The sequence below is a fragment of the Rhodothermales bacterium genome, assembly GCA_013002345.1.
Taxonomy (GTDB): Bacteria; Bacteroidota; Rhodothermia; order Rhodothermales; family JABDKH01; genus JABDKH01.
In genome coordinates, this window is the sequence record JABDKH010000147.1 from 1 (window position 1) to 20,364 (window position 20,364).

The following is a 20,364-nucleotide window of genomic DNA, read 5'->3' on the forward strand; positions in this document are numbered from 1 at the left end:
CTCGGCGATCAGGCTATTCAGAACAAGCTGAAGCTTCCCGTCATCGAAGGCCCAGCCCGGTCTGAGAGTGTGGGCGTAATCGGATCCGGACCGGCGGGGCTTTCCTTTGCGTATCAAATGGCCCGCCGAGGCTATGCGGTGACGGTGTACGACAGTAACGACGCACCCGGCGGCATGCTGCGTCACGGCATTCCGGATTACCGCCTCCCACCCACCGTGCTAGACGCGGAAATTCAACGCATACTGGATCTCGGTGTCGACCTCAGATTGAACACCCGCATTGGAACCGACGTCAGCGCCGATGAGCTTCGAAAGAAACATGACGTCATTTTTCTCGGCGTCGGTGCTGGACTTGGTCGCGCGTTAGGAATCCAAGGTGAAGATGGTCCGCACGTCTACTCTGGTGTTGAGTTCCTGGAGCAGTACTCGCGAGGACAGGCGCCAGAGGTCGGAGAGAGAGTCGTTGTCATTGGAGGTGGAAACACGGCCATCGACGCTGCAAGATCGGCTCGTCGATTGGGTGCCGAAGTACGCATCCTGTACCGTCGCACACGCGAAGAGATGCCGGCCATAGCCGGCGAGGTCGATGAAACAATCGAGGAAGGTGTGGCGATCAACTTTCTTGTTTCGCCGTCCGCAATTCGTCGTAAGGGAGAGGATATCCAGGCAATGGTTGTGCAACGGATGCAGCTTGGCGATCAGGATGAGTCGGGAAGGCGCAGACCCGTTCCGGTACCTGGAAGTGAATTTGAGATCGAAACCGACGCGGTCATCGTGGCTGTCGCCCAGCGACCCGATTGGCAAGGTCTTTCTGGATTTGGCCAGAACGGTGAGTGGGCGTCGGAGAATCAAGACCCGCAGCAGCATCATGTTTGGGCAGGTGGTGATGTCACAGGACCGGGCCTCGCCAGCATGGCCATCGGTCATGGCAGAATGGCCGCAGAGAATGCTGACGCCCGCCTCCGCGGCCTGCCGAAGTCAGCCTCTGTCGAGCACCCCGGAGTTTCGACAGCAGATCTGAATCTGGATTACTACAAAAGTGCAGAGCGAGTCACAACACCCGTAGTTGATCCGGAAACACGCGTGGCGGAGCCGGACCTTGAAGTTGCCCGGACAATTACGGAAGAGGAATTCTTCAAAGAAGCGGATCGATGCCTCTCGTGCGGCATGTGCATCGGGTGTAGCTACTGCTGGATGTTTTGTAATGCGGACGGATTCGCTCGGGTGATCGAGCCGGGACCAGGAGAGCATTTCGTACTGAGGCTTGATCGGTGTGAATCGTGTGGCAAGTGCCTTGAGGTGTGTCCGTGTGGTTTCCTCAGTCTTGATACGCAGTAGGCGTTCCGTCTCGGAGAGCCGCGGCCATTGCCCACCTGGCGCCCGACTGGACATTCTCGTCTCGCAGAGCGTAATTAGAGGCGTGTCCGCCCCACAGACACCCCCACCGCCGCCAAAACGTACTGATGCCGCGTGGCATCCAGATGTCCATGAAGATCGTACTGTCGATTCTGCTCGCCGGTATCATCATACTGGATTCCGAGGCCCAGTCCATAACGGGCCGCGTCATTGATTCTGAATCTGCCGAGGCGCTGATCGGGGCTAATGTCGTCACGACCAGCGGACCGACGAAACTCGGAACGGCGACCTCTGAATACGGCAGGTTCACTCTGCCCCGGTTGAGTTCGGGCCGATACACGCTTCAGGTGTCATACGTAGGGTATCGTTCGCAGGATATCGTCGTGGATGTCCGCGAGGATAGCCGAAATGACCTGGAGATCCTGCTCGTCCCGGTTGACATCGAGATCAATCCCGTCACAATTACGGCGTCGCGATCGCCACAGAAACTGCTCGACGCTCCCGCCGCTATTACTGTGCTGGAGACCGAAGAGATCGAGGCCCGCACAGCCCTCACCGCTGCGGAGTACCTCAAGGCCGTGCCATCGGTCGATCTTATGTCCACCGGCATTAATCAATCCCGAATCGTGATTCGCGGTTTCAATGACAACCTTGCGAGCTCGCTGCTGACTCTCGTTGACAATCGGATTGCTCGCATTCCGTCGATCAGGCTCACTGCGCTGAATCTGATTCCTATCAATTCTGCAGACATTGAACGGATCGAAGTGGTATCCGGCCCCGCTTCCGCCCTCTATGGACCCAATGCCGCAAATGGCGTAGTCCACATTGTAACGCGCTCACCATTCGATTCAAGGGGGACGACAGCAACCGTATCAATGGGCGAGAACGAAGTGCTTTCCGGCGCGCTTCGACACGCGGGCACTGTGGGCAATCGACTGGGCTTTAAGGTCTTTGCCCAGTACTACACGGGGCGGGACTTCGAATTTGCTGATAGCCTCGAGGTATCGGCTAGACGACTTGCACTTGAGGCGGGTGCTGATGAAGACACGCTTAGAATTGGTCTCAGGGATTTCAACGTTCGGAATCTTGCACTGGATGGACGGCTTGATTACCGGTTTTCGTCAACCGGAACGTTGATCGTGAGCGGTGGACTTACCCACGGCGACAACATCGAGACCTCCCCCACCGGCGCAGTTCAGGCGAAGAACGCGCTTTACACGTACGCTCAGGCTCGCCTCAGGTACGGCCGGCTCTTTGCGCAGGTCTTCTACAGTGAACTCGACTCGCGCGACTCGTACGCGCTTCGAACGGGAGACCTCTTCAGCGAGAATTCGGGACAGTTTGTCGCGCAAGCCCAGCACAACTCTTCGATTGGTCAGCGCCAGGACTTTACATACGGAGTCGATCTGTATCTCACAAGACCCGACAGCAAAGGTACGGTCAACGGTGCATACGAAGACCAAGACGACATCAATGAGGTCGGGGCCTACGTGCAATCAGAAACGCGCGTAAGTCGAAAGTTGGATGTTGTGCTGGCTGCCCGAGTCGATCGACATAACCGTGTCGACGATCTGACTTTTTCTCCACGTGCCGCTCTGGTGGTCAAGCCGACTCCGCAGCATACGTTTCGCCTGACGTTTAACCGGGCGTTCCAGACACCGGCGGCCAATCACCTCTTTGCGGACGTCCTGGGTCAGCGCGATGTATTCGAGGGTGCACGACTGGAGCCATTGCTTGGCTTCAGCCCCACCATGAATCTCAGGGCTCAGGGGACGCCGTCGACTGGATTCCATTTCAGTCGCGATATGAGCGGCCGCGTGCAATTCAGATCACCGTATGCCCGGCTGGACCCAAGAGGCTTTGGCGACGACCAGTTCATTTCGCTGGACGACCCGGTGTTTACCAACGTCATGTGGTCTGTCGCGAGGGATGCGAGCGTAGCCGGTCTGGGCCTGGGACTTGCCGAGTCAGGCCTCATTCCGGCCGACCAGCTCGAGGCGTTTTCTAATGCCCTGGATCTCGTGCTTCCGGACGAGGTGGTCGGTGTTCGAAACTCTCTGCAAATACTGGATCTCGGTCGCCAGGGATTCGTGCCGACGTTCGAGCCGTCGGACATAGGTCCCCTGAAGATTACTCGTACCGAAACCATCGAGTTCGGATACAAGGGTGTTCTTCGGGAACGGGTCTTCGTGGGACTGGATGTATACAGAACACATGTCAAGAACTTCATCGGGCCTTTTCTTGTTGGTTCGCCGACTGTGTTTCTTGATTCACCAACGCTTCAGCTCGCTCTCACTGAGCATGTTGAACAGGTGCTGGCTGATCCGGCGAATGCGGACGCTCTCACGTCACTTCTCGCCCTCGACCAAATCCAGGGAATAGGAAACGGTGACGGGTCGCCGGCATCGGAATTGAGTTTTCTGATCAGTTCGGGTATTGCAGGATCGGTGCCATTCGGGTCCGTGAGTCCGGTCGAATCCTTCGATCCCACCGCCGCGCTATTGGTGCGACGTAATTTTGGAGATATTTCGCTGTATGGTGCGGATGTTCACTTCACCTACTTTCTCTCCCCGCGCTGGAGTTTCGGCGGAACGTATTCGTTCGTCTCCGAGAATCTTTTTCGCAACGTAGACAACATTAATGACATTGCTCTGAACGCACCGCGCAACAAGGTCTCTGGAAGTGTTCGGTTCACGTATCCGAGATATGATATCCGATCGGAAATCCGGGTTCGGCATGTCGGAGGTTTTCCCGTGCGCTCGGATGTGTATGTTGGCACAGTTAATCCGTATACGCTCGTCGATCTAAGCATGCACTATCGCGTACCGTTCTCTCCTAGAACTCAGTTGACGGTTACGATTCAGAACCTGCTGAATAACGAGCACGAAGAGTTCGTAGATGTGCCAAAACTCGGCAGGCTTGCTCTCGTTCGTCTGGCGCACACGTTCTGACACCCGCATTTGGGTCGATTGCGGAATTGCGGCGCCGGCCGTACCGTGGACGCCACTTCTGGCGGGTGGATTGGGGTCACGCAGCAACGCAAGGATTGATTTCTCGCGAGGAATCGCAAGCCTTATCATTTTCTGGACGCGAGGCTAATCGGCGGCGCACATCAAGGCATGTTTCTTCATCTGCCAACATTCTTTCGCGCACTGCGGAGCACATTCTCCAGGCGTCATTTTCATCCACAGCATGCGCTGTGGACGGCGGGATTGATGCTGTCGTTCCTCGGATTACGAACAACGGTTCTCGTATTTCGTGGCCTGGATCATATCATATTTCGTGCGTTCCGACGCCAGGAAGTGAAATCCCCCGTGTACATAATCGGGAATCCCAGAAGCGGCACCACTTTTCTGCACAGGCTGCTATCGCTCGATTCACGTTTTACCTCGATGGCTCTGTATCAGTCAATCTTTCCATCAGTCGCGCTGTACCGTTTGCTGAGTACGGCCAGGGCGGCAGACAGGGCAGTCGGAAGTCCCCTTGAGCGACTCACGCGCCGCCTCAGTCAACGTGCGTTTGGCGGGTGGACGGGCATACATCGAACTCGATTATCGGAGCCGGAGGAAGACGAGCAGCTATTCGTTTATTCCATGCTGACCCCGGTAGTCACTCTCCTGTTTCCGTTCTTTGACGAACTGGGACATGTGGGCTATGTCGATCGAATGTCGTCGAAGACACGCAAACGACTGATGGCGGACTACCTCGGAAGTCTTCGGCGTCACCTATTTGCGGAAGGTGGAAACAAGACGCTCCTGGTAAAAAATACTGCGGTTACCGGGCGGCTCGAGGCGACGATCATCGCAATGCCGGAAGTCAGGTTCATTCACATGATTCGCCATCCGTATGACACAGTTGCTTCATTGCTCAGCATGTATACGGTGACGTGGCGCCGACTTGCGCCGCAAGCGGTCGAGAGCATTGAAACGTATCGTGCGCTGGCTGATCTGTTCTGTGACTACTACCGCTCCAGGTTGCAAATACTGGAGGCCGTTCCGTCATCCCGGGTAGTCGATGTTCGCTTCGATGATCTTGTCCGTGATCCGGAACGAACCGTTCGACGCATCTATGAGGCGTTAGATCTGGATATGTCCGGTGAGTTCACGAACCTCCTCGAAGACGCGACCCGTCGCTCTCGCGGCTATCAAAGTCATCACCGGTACACGCTGGAAGATTTTGGTATGACGCGCGCCGAGATCTACGATCGGTTGGCGGACGTTTTTGAAACCTACGGGTTTGACCGCGATCCATCCGTGGACGAAGGCTCGCCAGCATTCGGAGGAACTGAGGTATCAGCTCGCCAATGACCGTCTCCACATTCTGGCTGATCATAGTAGCATGGGTGGCGATTGCGGCCGTCGCCTTCATCGTTCTTCTCCGCGTCCGCGCGCCTTACGGTCGCTACACACAGTCGGGCTGGGGACCGACGATGGATCATAGGCTCGGTTGGTTCTTAATGGAGTTGCCGGCGCTGCTTGTCTTCGCGTGGTTCGTGCTCAGTGGATCCAACCCGATGTCGATAGCAACGTGGATTTTCTTCGCGGCCTGGCAGATACACTACGTCCATCGCACACTTGTCTTTCCGTTTCGAATGGCTCCCGGCTCAAAACGAATGCCGCTTGCCATCGTAGGATCTGCGATCTTCTTTAACTCGGTAAATGGCTTCCTCAACGGGTACTATCTGGGGTCGCTAGGACCGTCCTATGACCTGGCGTGGATCTCAGATTGGAGGTTTGTTGTCGGCGCGACGCTCTTCGTGGTTGGCCTCGTCATCAATCTGCAGTCTGATGGGATACTGTTGCGACTCCGCCGATCCGGGCGCTACGAAATTCCGCAAGGTGCGCTTTTCAATCTGGTTTCTTGTCCAAACTATCTGGGTGAAATAGTGGAGTGGATTGGTTTCGCTCTGATGACGTGGTCTCCGGCCGCCGCGGCGTTTGCGATGTGGACCGCAGCAAACCTGATCCCCAGGGCTCTGTCTAATCACCGCTGGTACTATGAGCGATTCAGCGAGTACCCGCCCGGAAGAAAGGCACTGATACCGTATCTGGTCTGAGCACGAATGAGCCGTTCTATTGAAGTACTGGACCGTCTGTTTCAGAGGGTCGTGGTGGTTAGTCTTCTCGCGGGAACTTCAGGGCTCGTACAGGCGCAGCAAGACGATCTTGCTACCGAAATACGTGCGCTGGTGGATACGGTAGAAACGGCGAGCTGGGTGCAGACTAGCTGGGAGCGGTCGGGTCGGCAGGAGGAACACACATCTGCCCGGTGCCTATGGGCCGGACAGGACAACATGAGACTGGATGTGTTCGACGGCAAAGGTAAGGGTGCGACGGCGATCCTGTTTGACGGGAGGGTCTACGGATACAAGCGCGGGCTGCTGAGCTTTATAAAACGCTCCTTTGAGTTATCCCACAAGCGTGTTCGGTCGCTCCGCGGCAACCAGATGTCGCAGAACGGATTCCTTGACGATCTGGGATTCGTTCTGGACGTGTGGGACACCGTGATTTTGGAGCAGTTGACGCCTGAGAGAACTGCCATCAGCTACGTCGATGCGGACTCTCTAAATTCCACCTTGCACCTGCTTCGGAACCCGCTGCGAGTAATCCTGCACGAGCGTGCGGAAGAGCAGCAGGTTGTGGAGCGATATCACTACTCGGAAATAGATTATAATCTTACGATTGATCCTGAGCTTCTGCTCCCCTGACCATTCGCGTCGGCATGCCTGACTTCGATGTTATTACTGTTGGTGCCGGCCACAACGGCCTCATCGCTTCAGCATACCTGGCTCAGGCCGGTTATCGAGTCGCCGTGTTCGAACGTCGCGATATTGTTGGCGGAGCGGTTTCGACGCAAGAGATCGTACCGGGCTACAAGTTCGATCTGGGTGGAAGCGCACACATACTGATTCGTCTGACGCCGATCATCGAAGAGCTGGGGCTGTCACAGTTTGGACTTGACTATCTCGAACTGGACCCTCTGTTCTTCGCGCCCTTCCCGGATGGCGATTCATTCTACATCTATCGAGATGTGGACCGAACATGCAACGAACTGGAGAACCGTTATCCTGGTGAAGGAGACGCCTACAGGAAGTTCGTGAACGACTGGACACCGTTCTCGACCAGGGTGAAGGAGGTGTTTCTCTCGACTCCGAGTCCCTTTCAGGTGGGCAAACGATTTGTCGGTGGTCGCGACAGGTCGGTCAATTGGCAAACGCAGCTTTCCTCCATACTCAAGCCGTACGGTGAAGTCGTATCCGACTACTTCACGGAACCGAAACTGGGTGCGGCGCTGGCCTGGATGGCGGCTCAGTCCGGTCCCCCGCCGACGGAGCCACTGACAGCTCCGTTCCTGCTCTGGCACCCGTTGTATCACGAGAGCGGTATCGCACGTCCGCGCGGCGGATCCGGGATGCTCACGGTTGCGCTGCAGAGACACATTGAATCGTATGGGGGTACCGTTTCTACCGGGTGTCCTGTCGAGGAGATCCTCGTTCAGAATCGACGGGCGGTGGGTGTCAGGATCGGTCGTGTAAAACACACAGCCCGAGCCGTGATAGGCGCGACTCACGCACTCGAATCGCTTGGTCGATTGCTGCCGGAAGAGCATCGGCCAAGCCACGCGCTAAAGAGCATGCGGCCCGGCAACGGTTTTGGTGCCGTGCTGAGACTGGCGCTCGACAAGCCCGTTCGCTACGCTGCCGATCCGTCTGATGACGCGAGGACGGCGCTGCAGCTTGTCTGTCCGAGTGTTCAGACCATCAGTAGTGCATACGGTGACTATCTCAAAGGCCAGCCCGCCAAGGATCCCCCCATTGTTGCAATGTCATTCAGTGCCGTTGACGATTCTCTGGCTCCGCCGGGCGGTGAGGTCCTCTGGTTGTGGGCTCAATACTATCCGTACGAGTTGGCGAATGGGCAACGGTGGGATGAGATTCAGGGTGCAGTCCGCGACTCGATACTGGACCAGTTCGAACGATACGCACCCGGCACCCGGGATAGCATTGTCGGTGAGTTGTTTCAGCACCCCGAGTGGCTTGAACGCGAACTGGGACTGATCCGTGGGAACGTGATGCATCTGGAAATGAGTCTGGATCAGATGTTCATGCTTCGTCCCGCCCTCGGGATGTCAGGGTATCGCAGCCATCTGAAGGGTCTCTACCTGACTGGTGCCAGCACGCACCCCGGCGGCGGCATTATGGGAGCGTCGGGACGCAACGCGGCAAGCGTGATTCTCAAGGATCTGTGATTTAGATCGCTGCCTGGCCGACGCCCGAGGGTTGCGGATCTGCACATCGGCGTTTGTGGTTCGCGTATTCCAGTTGGCATTGGGACGCGGGCCCGGCCTCGAGGCAATGTGGACTGTCACGTGGGATGGCGTTCTATATATTGACCTGTACAAACCTCATTACAACAGTCATTCCGTTGTATTTACGTCTTTTCCTTTGGAGCCTCGTCGCCGCTCTGGCTGCAGGTCCGTCTGCTGCCCAGGATCAGCCCACCGGCGGCGCACTTGCGGTCTTTCTTGACTGTGACCGCTGCGACTTTAGTTATATCCGACGAGAGATTACGTTCGTGAACTACGTTCGCGACCGCACAGAGGCGCAGGTACACATCCTGGTGACGACAGAACGTGCGGGCGCCGGGCGGGCCTACACGCTAGATTTCATCGGACTAGGGAGGTTCGCTGGACTTGTCGACACGCTGCGATACACGTCAAGCGACACGGATACCGACGATGAGCGCAGATCAGGTCTTGCGCAAACGATCAGGCTTGGACTCGTGCGGTATGTGGCTCGCACTCCGCTTGCGACTCAGATCGGTATCCAGTTTGACGAGTCCCGGTCGGATCTTAACCAGGCATCGCCCGAAGATGACCCGTGGAATTTCTGGGTCTTCCGCGTCGGACTTGATGGTTCGGTCGATGTCGAGGACGTCACAGACGATTACGAAATCGACGGCGACGTGCACGTCAGCAGAGTTACTGAGGACTGGAAGATTCGTCTGTCGGTCGACGGCAGCTATGAGGAAGAGAACTTTGATCTCGAAGACGGCACCGTCACAAGCACTCGGCGTGACGGGAGCGTTCGCGGACTTGTCGTTAGAAGTCTGAACCGCCATTGGTCGGCCGGCGGCTTTGTTCGTCTGAGCACTTCGTCGTTCAACAACACGGCGTTCTCTGCGTCAATCTCGCCATCACTCGAGTTCAATCTGTTCCCGTACTCGGAGTCGAGTCGGCGTCAGATTCGGTTTTCGTACTTCCTCGACCTGCGGTCTTTCGACTACGAGGAATTGACCGTCTTTGACAAGTCGAGTGAAGTGTTGCTGCATCAACAGTTCGCCACCCGCCTGGAATTCCAACAGCCCTGGGGTGAAGCATCCGCATCGTTCGAGGCGTCGAGCTATCTGACCGACTTCGACCAAAGCCTGCTGGATCTTTATCGACTTCAGTTCTTCGGTTTTGTGCAGGTACGCCTGGTCCGTGGACTGTCGCTTTTCGCCTTCGGACGGATCTCTCACATCCGAGACCAGATCTTCCTTTCGAGAGAGGAAGCGTCGCAAGAGGAAATTCTCCTCGGCAGCGTGCGTTTGCCAACCTCGTTTGAATATCGCCTCTCCGTCGGTCTAAGCTACACGTTCGGATCGATCTACAATAACATCGTCAATCCCCGATTTGGATCTTGACAGGCCGAGAGCGTTGCTGCGTCTGTCAACCGCCTTTGGGAGCGTATCGTGTTGTTCTACACGGTTCGCTGCTCGTGTGATTCTCAAGGATCTCTAATTCTTCCCTTGACATGAATATCTACGAGTCGTACTTCGCTTGAGTTGACAGGCTTTAATACTTGATGAGTACTGAGATGCAGACGTACCAACGATTGGTTGTTGCCGCGGCCTTTTTGCTAGGGGCGTGCGGTGCACACGCACAGATCGTCGAGGACCCTTACATGTGGCTTGAGGATGTCGATGGAAGCGACGCGATGAAGTGGGTTGAAGCGCGTAACCAGGAGACTGTGGGCATCCTGGCAGAGCATCCATCATTCGATACAATCTTTGACACGAACCTTGAAATACTGAATTCGAACGAACGGATTCCGTACGTGGCCATTCGCGGAAATTACGTCTACAATTTCTGGCAGGACGCGACTCACGAGAAGGGTATCTGGCGCCGGACGACGCTGGCTGATTACATCTCGGACGATCCGACGTGGGATGTGGTGCTCGACATCGATGCGCTGGCAGCCGAAGAAGAGGAAAACTGGGTGTGGAAAGGCGCATCCTGTCTGTATCCGGCATACCAGAGGTGCGTGGTGAACCTCTCTCGTGGCGGTGCGGATGCGACAGTCCGTCGGGAATTCGACGTTGAAGCAAAATCCTTCGTCGGGGACGGCTTCTCTCTTAGAGAGTCCAAGGGAGGCACATCATGGCTGGACGAGAACACGCTCTACGTCGGCATCGATTTCGGTGAGGGTACCCTGACAACGTCCGGCTACCCGAGGTTTGCGAAGATCTGGAAGAGGGGTACTCCCCTTTCCGACGCGAAGACGGTCTACGAGGGCGACGTTACCGATGTCGGGTCGTGGGCCAGCGTCGACCACACACCCGAGGGCGACTATGAGTTTGTGACGCGGGCTGTCACCTTTTTTGAATCGGAGACCCTCGTCCGCCTGGGAGACAAGATGGTCAAACTGGACCTTCCCGCAGACGCCAATATGTACGGCATCTTCAAGGGCCAGATGCTGGTTGCACTTAAATCAGACTGGGAGGTCGGAGAGACTACGCATCCGCAGGGTGCACTCATTAGCATCGACTTCGACGATTTCCTTGCGGGCAGTAGGAGCTTCAATCGAATTGTAGTCCCGGATGAGCGCTCGTCGGTGGCCGGGGTGAGTACCACGAAGAACTTGTTGTTGATCAACATGCTGGAAAATGTGCGAAGCAAGCTCTACGAGTATCGCCTCGGCGACGATGGTTGGGAGAGCACGCAGGTGGATGCGCCCGAGTTCGGTACCCTCAGCCTGTCCAGCTCCGACGAGAATTCAGACACGTACTTCTTCAACTATAACGGTTTTCTGACTCCCAGCTCGCTCTTCCTCGTCGAGCATCGTGACGATGGTCGGCACGTCAATCAGGCCAAGAGCCTGCCGGCGTTCTTTGACGCATCGTCCATGGTTGCTGAGCAATTCGACGCGGAGTCGGCGGATGGAACGCAGGTTCCGTACTTCGTCGTTCGCGGAAAGGATCAGGTGTTCGACGGCTCCAATCCCACGTTGCTTTACGGCTACGGCGGATTCGAGGTGTCAATGAGACCGTCTTACTCTGCGACCCGCGGCAAGGCGTGGTTATCAGAAGGCGGTGTGTTCATACTCGCCAACATTCGCGGTGGCGGCGAGTTTGGGCCTCGCTGGCACCAGTCGGCTCTCAAGGAAAACCGGCAGAGAGCGTTTGACGACTTCATAGCCGTCGCCGAGGACGTGATAAAGCGAAAGATCACGTCGCCCCGGCACCTGGGAATAATGGGCGGGAGCAATGGCGGCCTTCTCGTAGGAGCGGCTTTTACTCAGCGGCCTGATCTTTTCAACGCCGTGGTGTGCCAGGTGCCGCTACTGGATATGAAACGCTACAACAAGTTGCTGGCTGGCGCGTCATGGATGGCGGAATACGGCAATCCAGACATTGATGAGGAGTGGGAATACATCAAGAAGTATTCGCCGTATCACAACGTGTCGAAGTCCACCGCGTATCCGGAGGTCCTGTTCGTCACTTCAACGCGAGATGACCGGGTGCACCCGGCACACGCCCGAAAGATGGCCGCCCAGATGTTGGACATGGGTCATCCCGTGTACTACTACGAGAATACGGAAGGGGGTCATGCCGCGGCGACGAACAACAAGCAGCGAGCGTACATGAGTGCACTGTCGTACGCCTATCTCTGGAAGAAACTGGCTCCCGGCGAGGCCAACATGGTGAAGCCGTCCTCAGGAGGTTAGGATTGCACTCCAGTCAACTGGCTGGTCGGGATTCAAGAGTGGCACATCGGGGCGTTCCAGCTGGCCTGGGGCTCGCTCCGGTCCGCAATTGAAGAGGACGACCCTGTCCGATGGCGACAGCCAGCCCGACTCGACCAGCTTGAGAGCTGCACCGATGCACGCTGCTGACTCCGGGCCAATAGAGAGGCCGGTGGACCTCTGCCCTATCAACATCCATTCGAGGATTCGTTCTTCCTCGACGGCAACGGCTGTACCGTTACTTTCACGAAGTGCTTCAAGGATGAGGAAATCGCCGGTCGTTGAGGGGACCCGCAATCCTGAGGCCACCGTCGCCGCACCTTCAAAGAAGACACAGTGATCCTTTCCGGCCAACCACGCCTTCTCGATCGGGTTACAGCCAGTGGACTGAACGGCCACCATCCGCGGGAGTTTGTCCGAAGCGAGCCAGCCCAGTTCCTTCAACTCGTGGAACGCTTTCCACATTCCGATAAGACCGGTCCCCCCGCCGGTGGGATACAGGATGACGTCCGGCAACGTCCACTCACACTGCTCTGCGAGTTCGAAGCCCATGGTCTTCTTCCCTTCCAGTCGGTAGGGTTCCCGCAACGTACTGAAGTCAAACCACCTGGCCGCTTCCTTGCCTTCCTGAACCAGGCGGGCGCAATCGGATATGACTCCTTCGACAAGAACCAGATGGGCTCCGGTCGCCGTGTGATGCTGGTTGTGAAGTGGAGCGTCCGATGGCATGAACACAAAAGCCTCAATGTTCGCTTTCGCCGCATACGCCGCGAGCGCAGCCCCCGCGTTGCCGGCCGTGGGCATCGCTATTCTTCGGATTCCCAGTTCGCGCGCCATGCTAACCGCCACCGCCATACCCCGACTCTTGAAGGATCCGGTGGGCAGAACCGTCTCGTCCTTGATCCACAGATCATTCAGGCCAAGATGCTGTCCAAGCGCATCCTGCCGCGTGGTCGGCGTCATCATTTCGCCCAACGTGATGCACTGACGCGAATGCTCAAGGGGAAGGAGCTCCTCGTAACGCCAGAGCGAAGGGGGGCGATCAGCGAGGTGCTCAGGAGAGACTGAGGATCGAATTTCCGCAAGGTCGTATTGAGCCAGTAGAGGACGGCCCAGGTGGTTCGACTGGATTGTTCGCCGAGGAAACCGCGCCCCGTCGACGGGACTCATGAGATGGGTCAGATTTGACACGTGGTGCGGCCCGATTGTCGGTTGTGGTGGCGCAATATAGGGTCGGTCTGCTGCCCCGCAAGATCTGGTAGTGACCGATTCACATGGTTGCTGCCGCCGGAGCTAGGTGTCCTCGCGCAGTGTCTCGATGATCCGTGTGGCAACTTCTTGCACACCTTTGACCACAGGTAAGCTCAACTCATCTCCTGCATCAAACCTCTGCCCTTCGATTGCGAACACGGTCACCTCAGGCGGCAGCGTCCCCAGGGCACGGGCCACCTCCAGCGCTTCGGCGAGCCCAAACGCATGAGTTGAGTAGTTGAAGAATCGCACCGGAAGCGACACCCTGGAAACGTCAAACTCCCGGACCGTACCCGGTACTCCACCGGAACGCGACGCATCCGCGAGGATCACCCTGTCGAATGGTGCCATGGCATCGATGATCTCGGTGCCCTCACCGGGCAATTCGATCACGGTGATCGAATCGGGCAGCCCGGCCAGACGTCGTGCTACGGCAATGCCAGCAGAGTCGTCTCCGCGGTACTCGTTTCCAATGCCGATTACCGCCACTCGCCCTGCGTCATTCATCTCGTTCGAGATCAAGCCGAAGGAAGTGGCATGAGCAGGAGATGCACGGGTCATAGTTCCGGATGGCCTGCTCGCATTTCCACGTGAGATCTTCAGTATTCAGATGAAGGTGTTGAGTCACGAACTCTCGCAAATCGGCTTCTATCGACTTCTGATTCTGCGAGGTGGGCGGTACAATGGTAGCGTCACGGATTGTGCCGTCATAGTCAATCCGGTAGCGATGCCAGCAGATGCCACGTGGCGCCTCGGTACAGCCGAAGCCTACGGCCGGTCGAGGTGTCGTTTCTACGAACGGATGCGTCGGTTCCTTGTACCTGTCGATAAGCTGCAGACCGAGATCGCACGCGTGGAGCAGCTCGACCGCTCGAACCTGGATACTTCTGAAGGGGTTGTTACACTCACGTCCCGGTCCGATCTCGATGGCTGCTTCGCGGGCGCCGTCAGTCAGTTGATCAAAGCTCAGATTATACCGCGCCAGAGGCCCGACCATGTACGCGCCTCTGTCTCTGAGCACCGCATGCAACGACGTCGAATGTTTAACGTGCTCCTCCACGAAGTGCGACTTGAACTCATATATCGGGATGTCCAGTCCACGATTCGATCGCAGTCGCCCGTCGAGGACGGCGTACTCATCCGGATGTGACAGAGCGACGTACTCATACTCTTGCTCGAAGTCCGGGTACGTGAGCGTCTTGAGCAACTCAAGCGTCTCAATGGACGCAGACCGTGCCCACTCCAGCTCCGGTTTGAGCTCCGCGAGTTCAGTTGCTGTCGGTACGCGATAGAATCCTCCAACACGCACGTTGATCGGGTGTACCTCGCGGCCACCAAGTACCGACATCAGCATGTTGCCGATCTTCTTGAGTCTGAGACCCATCGCAACGGCGTCTTTGTGCTCGGCAGCCATTCCGATAGCGTCGTCGTAGCCGAGGAAGTCGGGCAGATGAAGCATGAAAATGTGGAGGGCGTGGCTCTCGATCCACTCTCCACAGTAGATCAACTGACGCAGGTCGCGCAAGACGCCGTCCACACGGACGCCGCACGCTTCCTCCATCGCGTGGGAGGCTCCGAGTTGGTACGCAATCGGACAGATCCCGCAGATGCGTGCCGTGATATCGGGAGCCTCGAGATAGTTTCGTCCCCGCAACAGTGCTTCGAAGAATCGTGGCGGCTCAAAAATCTTCAGCTTTGCATCAACCACCCGGTTGTTCTTCACCCGCACGTGAAGCGCCCCTTCACCCTCCACGCGAGCCAGCAGTCCAACCCGTAATGTCCGATTCTGAGTCGTCCCGTTCTTAGACATCTCGCTCCTGTGCCTCACTTTCTCGTCGAAATGCGCGCGCCGCCGCCGTAAAGGTTCTGAACAGCCGTGCGACGTCACGGGGTTGACTGCCGTTGCTCGCCAGCCACCTTCCAAGAGCCTCTGTGTTGGCTCCATCGCCTGGTCCAAAGCAACCGTAGCAGCCCCTGTTGTATGCGGGGCAGAGGGCGCCGCATCCGGCGTGGGTTACTGGTCCCAGGCATGGCTGTCCGTGTGCGACCATCACGCAGATCGTGCCACGCCGCTTACACTCTGTGCACACTGTATAACCCGGAATGTTTGGCTCCCGGTCATTCAGGTACGCGCTCAGCAGTTCAACCAGTTGATACTTGTCGATCGGACAGCCGTGCAACTCGTAGTCAACGGGGACGTGATATGAGATGGGCGTCGACACGCGGAGCGTCTCGATGTACTCGGGATGGGCGTACACAAGGGGGATCATCTCCTTCACATCCCCGAAATTCCTCAGCGCCTGAATTCCGCCTGCCGTGGCGCACGCACCGATCGTGACAAGCAGCTTCGACTTCCGGCGGATAGCGTGAATCCGCTCGGCGTCATGTGGCGTCGTGATTGAACCCTCCACCAGCGAGATGTCGTACGGGCCTCGCACGACAGCCCGGGTCGCCTCCGGGAAGTAGGCGATAGTGACCTGCCCCGCGACCTCCAGCAGTTCATCTTCGCAGTCAAGCAGACTAAGCTGGCATCCATCGCACGACGCGAACTTCCACACAGCCAGCTTTGGTTTCTTCCGGGTTGCCATATGTATCTGGTTCAGGATTCTGCTCCTGGCAATTACAGTTCTCGAACGGCGAGCCACTTCTCAACGATGTCGAGTCGAAGGACCGGACCGTCTCGGCAGATGATTTCCGGACCAAACTGGCAGTGCCCGCAGAGGCCAATCCCGCACTTCATATTTCTTTCCATCGAAACGTAGACTCGCCGGAAGTCAACACCACGCGCCTCAAAAGAATGGGCCGCGAAGTGCATCATGATTTCCGGGCCACACATCAGAACCACGCAATCACTCGGGTCGAAAGAGAGTCCGGGGATCAGTGATGTGATAAGACCGACATTGCCTTCCCATTCCGGTGGCGCGCGGTCTACCGTCACGTGGACCTCAAAATCGTCGCGAGCGGTCCACACCTTCAGTTCTTCCGCATACAGAACGTCGCCCGGACTACGCGCACCGTGAACCAGAATGACACGTCTGAACCGGTCGCGGTTGCGGAGTGCCGCATAGACTACCGATCGTACGGGCGCAAGCCCGATGCCACCGGCGACGATCAGGAGGTCGCGACCCAGCGCTTCGTCCATGGGCCATGGTGTGCCGAGCGGTCCGCGTACGCCGATGGCGTCGCCGACCTTGAGCATCGACATGCGTCGCGTGACCGCCCCGACGGCTCGAGTCGTATGCGTTACGACGGCCGAGTTCTTGTCGCTGCCCGAGATAGAGATGGGCACCTCCCCTACGCCGAAGACGTAGAGCATATTGAACTGTCCGGGAGAGAAGTGGAAAGGGCTGCCGCTGTTGAGTTTGATGTCGATAGTGAATGTATCGCTCGTCTCCTGGATGCGGCGCGTAATCGTGCCGGAGTACGGCAGCATCGGCTCGTGTGAGTTGATTACCTGCATTCTGCCTGCCTACCGGTAAATGTCGACGAGTGTCATCTGCGTCGCAATGAGCCGCTCGGCCATTACCTGCGAGAACCGTTTCATGATCTCGTAGCCGAACGACGCATCCTTGTCACATTTCTGTCGGACACACACGGCGTCGAATCGTATTGCCGCGATGTCCGTGAGAGCCCGGGCGTCAAACTGGGATCTGAACGGGGGGATAAGCCAGGACCATCCAACGATGCGCCCCTTCCCCACCGTATGGAAGATGAAGGTGCGATTTCCGACACCCATCTCGAGCGCGACAGCCCCATCACGAATGGCGAAGAACTCCGTCGCTTCCGAGCGCTCCCTCGTCAGGTAGTCGCCCTTCTTGAAATGGACATGCTTTGTGCATCCTGCCAGGAACTCGAGCTGGTCAGGCGTCATCGCCTCGAGTACCTGGATTTCCTTGAGGCTGTCCTCTATGGTGCTTACGACTTTCATGGCTTTCTCTCGGTTACTTGCGCCGGCCGGGGCCGACTTTGCGTCCGTTCGGATCTATGGCGCGGACCTCCTCCGTGATATCGATCGCGACGGGACACCACGTGATGCAGCGCCCACATCCGACGCATCCGGATGTGCCGAACTGGTCCTTCCACGTGGCCAGTTTGTGAGTGATCCACTGGCGATATCTCGACCCCGTCGTCTTTCGTACATATCCGCCGTGGATGTAGGAATGGTCGGGGTTGAAGCACGAGTCCCACACCTGCCACCTTTCTGCGGCCGTACCCGTCAGGTCCGTCGTATCCTCTACGGTTGAGCAGAAGCATGTGGGGCACACCATCGTGCAGTTGCCGCAGGAAAGGCACCGCTCGTCGACGGTCTTCCACTCGGGATGATTCAGGCTCTCGAGCAGAAGCTGGCGCGTGGCGTCGGGGTCGAGCGTGCGATGCTGGTCGTCGACGGCCTGTTGTCGAAGTGACCGGGCTCTGGCAAGGCTCTTCTTGTCGGCCGGGCGTGACGCGATACGAGAGAGAAGCTCCGCCCCGCGAGGTGAGCCTGTCTCAACAACGAACGCCGTTCGGGCCTTGTGAGGGATTTCAGTCAGGGCAAGGTCGAAGCCGCCCGTCGCGCGCGGACCCGTGCCCATGGATGCGCAGAAGCAGCTATCGACGGCTCTGGTACAATTGACGGCAATGATCACAGCAGTGTTGCGCCGCTTTGAGTACACCGGATCGGGGTGGCTTCCACCCATGAAGACCCGGTCTTGAATGGCGATGGCCGCGAGATCGCAGGCGCGGACGCCCACAAAGGCATACGGTGGCGTGTCGGATTCCTCACTCTGGAATTCAACGCTTGCGGGCGAACCGTTTCGACTTGCAGACCAGAGGCGGCGTCGTGCCGGAAACAGATATTTCTTCCACGCGTGAGCCCCGATCGTGCAATCGAAGACCCTGTTGGTCTCTGAATGCTCAAGGCGATACTTGCCGGGTGCATGGTGATCGATCCACCCGTCCGGCAGATCGCGGGTGCCGCCGATCTCGCCCAGGACAATCGTATCGCCCCGTCTCGTCGGGCCAATGACGGAGAACCCGTCTTTTGCGAGTGAGGTCAGGAGATCGTCCAGTGCGGACGACGTGATGACGGCCGTCTTCGTCAGTTCACCGGTCGCCGATTCGGGCGCGAGCGCTTCGTCCGCCTGCATATCCTACTTCTGGTCATTAGTGGGGTTGGAAATGTCGTCACGCGCGGGAACGAGATGTGGCAGGCAAGAAGCGGAGCGCGTGTAAGGAAAAGCCGAATCCGGCTGGGCGCGGCATCCTGACCGCGTCGTCGGGCAGAAGAGGCGGCTATGACCCGAAAATCACGCCGCTTTTTGTTAGGTTGCGAGCCCAACCGGCTTCAATATCTACATGACCTACTTCACCTTCCTTGTCGTCGTACTGCTGCCTCCGATTCTTGTGTTGGGCACGATGGTGTACCGCGTTCGCGGCGGACTCAATCTCGGGAGCGCCCTGCGAGCCGTGGTGTTTCTCGTCGTGATTGCGGTGGTTTATACGACGCCGTGGGACAACTACTTGATATACCGCGGAGTGTGGTCGTACGGGGAGGACCGCGTGCTGGGCGTGATCGGCTTCGTGCCGGTCGAGGAGTACGGATTCATGGCGCTCCAGGCATTGATGACGGGGCTGATTACGCTTTGGATGTACCGCGGAGTGGATCGGACTGAGGCGGTGAGTCGGCCGGTGTATCTGGCTGGTCTGGCCGTGTGGATTGCGGTGACGGTGTGCGGTGTGTGGATGTTAGTTTCGGGCGCTGACCGCTGGCTGTATCTCGGGCTGATACTGGCGTGGGCTGGACCGGTGCTGGCGGGGACGTGGTGGCTGGGTGGGCGGCGCTTCGGCACGATCGGGTGGCGGTACGTGGCGGCGTGCGGAATACCGTCGGTCTACCTGTGGGTGTGGGATGCGTTCGCCATCGGTGACGGCATCTGGGAGATTTCGGATTGGTACACCGTGGGGCTGGAGCCGGGGGGGTTACCGATCGAGGAGGCGATGTTCTTTCTTCTGACGAATGTACTTGTAGTACACGGGGTGTTGCTGTTCTGGAAAACGAGTCTCTACATGAAGAACCCGTGAAGCTTGTTGCATCTAGCTTTCTTTACGCCCTATGGACATGTTAGCAAGAGAAAGCACAATGACGCCGACAGGAGGAAGAAGATGCAAATTGACTGGAGTGGCCTGAATCCGTCAGATCTGCCGGGAGATCTTGGCGAAATCGCTAGCGACTGCGACATGGAGTTCGCCCAATACCTTGTCGAAATGTGGGGCGGGGCAATGATCTACATTCCGACGCTAAGCAAACTGAAGAAGAGCACAAGGGATCAGTTGATATTGCGCGACTACGATGGTTCGAACGCCGGGCGACTCGCCTCTCGCTATGGCGTGTCTCGAAGGTACGTGGGCAAGATTGTTCGTGAGGATGAGGCAAATGCTCGGTCGGGCGATGACGATTGAGTATACATTGATCGGCCACGATCGCCGAGGTCCGTCGTCATGGTAGCGTCGCGCTTAGCCATTGCTGTACCTGTAGTGGCGTTGGTGGTGATAGGTGCAACTCAGGGGTGCACGCGGGATAGTTCAGTAATTGATCCGATCGTGAGCTCGCCTGATCCACCAACCGCCCGCGAAATGCTAGAGAAGGCGGTTGAGTATCGGGAGCAGGCGTATTTCGACAGCGCACTTGCGAGCCTTTCTGAAGCGATGGCACAGTTCTATGCGAAGCGGGACACTTCCGGCATTGCATGGGGAGTGCTGGAGGCTGCGCG

Annotated in this window: 18 protein-coding genes; 11 read left to right on the forward strand and 7 right to left on the reverse strand. The window is 57.5% G+C overall.

Annotated features, from left to right (window positions below):
* The 8 genes from HKN37_07475 to HKN37_07510 form a co-directional block, all read left to right on the forward strand.
* On the forward strand, window positions 1-1,338 hold a 1,338-nt coding region (locus HKN37_07475), incomplete at its 5' end, for an FAD-dependent oxidoreductase (GenBank protein NNE46484.1).
* Window positions 1,339-1,487: 149 nt separating this feature from the next.
* Complete coding sequence (locus HKN37_07480) at window positions 1,488-4,307, forward strand: TonB-dependent receptor (protein NNE46485.1); 2,820 nt, start codon at window positions 1,488-1,490, stop codon at window positions 4,305-4,307.
* A gap of 168 nt (window positions 4,308-4,475) precedes the next feature.
* Window positions 4,476-5,663: a sulfotransferase gene (locus tag HKN37_07485; GenBank protein NNE46486.1), complete on the forward strand. Its 1,188-nt coding sequence runs from the start codon at window positions 4,476-4,478 to the stop codon at window positions 5,661-5,663.
* On the forward strand, window positions 5,660-6,412 hold the full coding sequence (locus HKN37_07490) for a DUF1295 domain-containing protein (GenBank protein NNE46487.1): 753 nt from the start codon (window positions 5,660-5,662) through the stop codon (window positions 6,410-6,412). Before HKN37_07485 ends, HKN37_07490 begins: the two co-directional genes overlap by 4 nt.
* Window positions 6,413-6,418: 6 nt before the next feature.
* Entirely contained in the window at window positions 6,419-7,063 is a 645-nt protein-coding gene (locus HKN37_07495) for a hypothetical protein (GenBank protein NNE46488.1), read from the forward strand.
* Window positions 7,064-7,077: 14 nt separating this feature from the next.
* On the forward strand, window positions 7,078-8,604 hold the full coding sequence (locus HKN37_07500) for an NAD(P)/FAD-dependent oxidoreductase (GenBank protein NNE46489.1): 1,527 nt from the start codon (window positions 7,078-7,080) through the stop codon (window positions 8,602-8,604).
* 176 nt (window positions 8,605-8,780) lie between these two features.
* Window positions 8,781-10,040: a hypothetical protein gene (locus HKN37_07505; protein ID NNE46490.1), complete on the forward strand. Its 1,260-nt coding sequence runs from the start codon at window positions 8,781-8,783 to the stop codon at window positions 10,038-10,040.
* Window positions 10,041-10,213: 173 nt separating this feature from the next.
* Entirely contained in the window at window positions 10,214-12,343 is a 2,130-nt protein-coding gene (locus HKN37_07510) for a S9 family peptidase (protein ID NNE46491.1), read from the forward strand.
* Here the strand turns inward: HKN37_07510 and HKN37_07515 are convergent.
* The 7 genes from HKN37_07515 to HKN37_07545 all read right to left on the reverse strand — a co-directional run bounded on the left by HKN37_07515 (window position 12,332) and on the right by HKN37_07545 (window position 18,741).
* Window positions 12,332-13,531, reverse strand: a complete 1,200-nt coding sequence (locus HKN37_07515; protein ID NNE46492.1) for a threonine synthase — start codon at window positions 13,529-13,531, stop codon at window positions 12,332-12,334. The two genes, HKN37_07510 and HKN37_07515, sit on opposite strands and share 12 nt — an antisense overlap.
* Window positions 13,532-13,654: 123 nt before the next feature.
* A complete protein-coding gene (locus HKN37_07520; GenBank protein NNE46493.1) occupies window positions 13,655-14,119 on the reverse strand; it encodes a hydrogenase maturation protease in 465 nt (154 codons plus the stop codon).
* A complete protein-coding gene (locus tag HKN37_07525; GenBank protein NNE46494.1) occupies window positions 14,112-15,422 on the reverse strand; it encodes a Ni/Fe hydrogenase subunit alpha in 1,311 nt (436 codons plus the stop codon). The genes HKN37_07520 and HKN37_07525 overlap by 8 nt, the downstream gene beginning before the upstream one ends.
* Window positions 15,415-16,200: an oxidoreductase gene (locus HKN37_07530; GenBank protein NNE46495.1), complete on the reverse strand. Its 786-nt coding sequence runs from the start codon at window positions 16,198-16,200 to the stop codon at window positions 15,415-15,417. Before HKN37_07530 ends, HKN37_07525 begins: the two co-directional genes overlap by 8 nt.
* A 32-nt stretch (window positions 16,201-16,232) precedes the next feature.
* Window positions 16,233-17,072: an FAD/NAD(P)-binding protein gene (locus HKN37_07535; protein NNE46496.1), complete on the reverse strand. Its 840-nt coding sequence runs from the start codon at window positions 17,070-17,072 to the stop codon at window positions 16,233-16,235.
* A gap of 9 nt (window positions 17,073-17,081) precedes the next feature.
* Window positions 17,082-17,540 (reverse strand): cyclic nucleotide-binding domain-containing protein, encoded by a 459-nt coding sequence (locus HKN37_07540; protein NNE46497.1) that lies wholly within the window; start codon window positions 17,538-17,540, stop codon window positions 17,082-17,084.
* A gap of 13 nt (window positions 17,541-17,553) precedes the next feature.
* A complete protein-coding gene (locus tag HKN37_07545; GenBank protein NNE46498.1) occupies window positions 17,554-18,741 on the reverse strand; it encodes a 4Fe-4S dicluster domain-containing protein in 1,188 nt (395 codons plus the stop codon).
* Window positions 18,742-18,949: 208 nt separating this feature from the next.
* Here HKN37_07545 and HKN37_07550 point away from each other — a divergent pair, with 208 nt between their 5' ends.
* The 3 genes from HKN37_07550 to HKN37_07560 all read left to right on the forward strand — a co-directional run.
* Window positions 18,950-19,675, forward strand: a complete 726-nt coding sequence (locus HKN37_07550) for a lycopene cyclase domain-containing protein (protein NNE46499.1) — start codon at window positions 18,950-18,952, stop codon at window positions 19,673-19,675.
* 81 nt (window positions 19,676-19,756) lie between these two features.
* On the forward strand, window positions 19,757-20,053 hold the full coding sequence (locus HKN37_07555; GenBank protein NNE46500.1) for a hypothetical protein: 297 nt from the start codon (window positions 19,757-19,759) through the stop codon (window positions 20,051-20,053).
* A gap of 174 nt (window positions 20,054-20,227) precedes the next feature.
* Window positions 20,228-20,364, forward strand: a 137-nt coding sequence (locus tag HKN37_07560; protein NNE46501.1) for a hypothetical protein, incomplete at its 3' end; no start/stop codon positions are given.

Bases quoted from the DNA above. Each gene is read 5' to 3' on its own strand.
- HKN37_07480 (NNE46485.1), top strand. From the start codon at position 1,488: ATGAAGATCGTACTGTCGATTCTGCTCGCCGGTATCATCATACTGGAT.
- HKN37_07485 (NNE46486.1), top strand. From the start codon at position 4,476: ATGTTTCTTCATCTGCCAACATTCTTTCGCGCACTGCGGAGCACATTC.
- HKN37_07490 (NNE46487.1), top strand. From the start codon at position 5,660: ATGACCGTCTCCACATTCTGGCTGATCATAGTAGCATGGGTGGCGATT.
- HKN37_07495 (NNE46488.1), top strand. From the start codon at position 6,419: ATGAGCCGTTCTATTGAAGTACTGGACCGTCTGTTTCAGAGGGTCGTG.
- HKN37_07500 (NNE46489.1), top strand. From the start codon at position 7,078: ATGCCTGACTTCGATGTTATTACTGTTGGTGCCGGCCACAACGGCCTC.
- HKN37_07510 (NNE46491.1), top strand. From the start codon at position 10,214: ATGCAGACGTACCAACGATTGGTTGTTGCCGCGGCCTTTTTGCTAGGG.
- HKN37_07515 (NNE46492.1), bottom strand. From the start codon at position 13,531: ATGAGTCCCGTCGACGGGGCGCGGTTTCCTCGGCGAACAATCCAGTCG.
- HKN37_07520 (NNE46493.1), bottom strand. From the start codon at position 14,119: ATGAATGACGCAGGGCGAGTGGCGGTAATCGGCATTGGAAACGAGTAC.
- HKN37_07525 (NNE46494.1), bottom strand. From the start codon at position 15,422: ATGTCTAAGAACGGGACGACTCAGAATCGGACATTACGGGTTGGACTG.
- HKN37_07530 (NNE46495.1), bottom strand. From the start codon at position 16,200: ATGGCAACCCGGAAGAAACCAAAGCTGGCTGTGTGGAAGTTCGCGTCG.
- HKN37_07535 (NNE46496.1), bottom strand. From the start codon at position 17,072: ATGCAGGTAATCAACTCACACGAGCCGATGCTGCCGTACTCCGGCACG.
- HKN37_07540 (NNE46497.1), bottom strand. From the start codon at position 17,540: ATGAAAGTCGTAAGCACCATAGAGGACAGCCTCAAGGAAATCCAGGTA.
- HKN37_07545 (NNE46498.1), bottom strand. From the start codon at position 18,741: ATGCAGGCGGACGAAGCGCTCGCGCCCGAATCGGCGACCGGTGAACTG.
- HKN37_07550 (NNE46499.1), top strand. From the start codon at position 18,950: ATGACCTACTTCACCTTCCTTGTCGTCGTACTGCTGCCTCCGATTCTT.
- HKN37_07555 (NNE46500.1), top strand. From the start codon at position 19,757: ATGCAAATTGACTGGAGTGGCCTGAATCCGTCAGATCTGCCGGGAGAT.